Annotated in this window: 1 protein-coding gene; it reads right to left on the reverse strand. The window is 66.2% G+C overall.

Translation table 11 applies throughout. The features are described 5' to 3' along the window. Positions 1–63 precede the first annotated feature (63 nt). A partial coding sequence (locus AWC17_RS06375) for an IS1634 family transposase (protein ID WP_085164432.1) occupies positions 64–1,643 on the reverse strand: 1,580 nt, incomplete at its 5' end.

Below are 1,643 nucleotides of genomic sequence, written 5' to 3' on the forward strand. Positions count from 1 at the left end.
CCGAAGTTCCCCCTGATGTGTTGACGGGTGGGTGTTGACCTGCGGTTTTGGGTTGTCTACTGACTACATGTAGCCCAGGCGGTGGGTGACGCCGAGTAGTTCGAAGGCTCGTCGCTGTAGTGGGGTGGGGGTGGTGAGCTTGGTGAAGGCTGGCATGTCGTCGGAGGGCTGAATGTGGTTGGCGCAGAGGGTGGCCAGGTCGGTGAGCAGGCTGGTGAAGCTGTGCACCGGGGTGTCGTCGGCGGTGTGTTTGCGGGCGGCCTTGGCCAGGGCGGTGTCGGAGCGTTGGGCCGCGGCAACGGGATTGGTGCGTTTGGCGGCGGCGCCGGGTTTGTCGTTGTCCTGAAACAGGATCGGGGCCAGGGCTTGTTTTATGTGCCAGCTGATGTAGTAGGACAGCATCCGCAAGAACATGTGGGCGCGGACCCGGTCGGCCAGGCGGTGGCGGATGGGGCGCACGTCGAGTTCGGTGTTAAGGCCCCGGAAGAACCGTTCGACGTCTTCGAGTCCCTTGTAGCGCAACACCACGTCGTCGTGGTGGAGGGTGTCGGCGGGCAGGCTGGTGCGCAGCACGTAGATGCCGTCGAGAGCGGCCTCGGCGGCGATGGCCTCGTGGTTGCGGGCGAACCTGAACGCCTCGTCGGTGATCTCGGTGTGAAAGTGTTTGGCCATCTTGTAGTGGTTGATCACCTTGCCGACGCGTAGCGCGATCTTGTCCCTACCGCGTAACGGACGGCGCGCTCGGGTGGTGGCCGCGGCGATGGGGGCCAGCTGTTTTTCGGTGGCCGCCAACAGGTCTTGGCGTTTGCGGCCCCGTTCGGCGGCCAGGGCGGGGTTGTGGCAGCACACCAGCCGCTCCCCGGGATAGTCCGGGGAGCTGATCTCGATGAGGTCCTGCTGGTCGAACAGCGACAGCTGCAGCGCGTCGGCCTCGACGAGGGCTTTGATTTGCGGGGCGCGCAGCGCGGTGATCCAGTCCAGGTGGGCCGGGCGCAACTCGTCGCGGATACGCGCGCTGGTGAGCATGCCGCGATCACCGATCAAGCAGACCCGGGTGAGCCCGAACCGGTTTTTGAGCTTGGCTATCTGGGCGCTGAGGGTTTTCGGGTCGGCAGTTTTGCCGTCGAACACCTCGATGGCCACCGGCACCCCGGCGGTCGAGCACAGCAGCCCGTAGACGATCTGCAGCCGGCCTTTGACCCCGTCTCTGGCGTGCCCGATCGCCCCCAGCGGGCAGGTGCGGCCCTCAAACGCCGCCGAGGACACGTCGTAGAGCACCAGTGTGCCGTTGGTCAGATGCCGTGCAGCCAAATCGGTTTCGATGGCGTCCTTGCGCTTGAGCACCCAATCCATCGCCGCATACAAGTCATCCTCATCACAGCCATCCACCCCGAGCACCGTACCCAGCGAGCTGGTCGCGGTTTCGGTGCGCAGCCCCCGCGCTGTCGCCAATTTCGAGCCGGGGTCGATAACCTGGGCGACCAGCATCGCGGTCACTAGGTCGCGGCGCCGCGAGCACGCCGGGTCGATCAACTCCTCCATGCCGAGGGCCCGGGCGGTGCCCAGCACCGCGGCCACATGCCCGTGCGGCAGGCTGCGGGTGATCTCAAACGCCTCGCCAAGATCGCACGCCGCCGGCAGGC

Origin of the sequence: Mycobacterium nebraskense, assembly GCF_002102255.1 — a bacterium.
GTDB classification, from domain to species: Bacteria; Actinomycetota; Actinomycetes; order Mycobacteriales; family Mycobacteriaceae; genus Mycobacterium; species Mycobacterium nebraskense.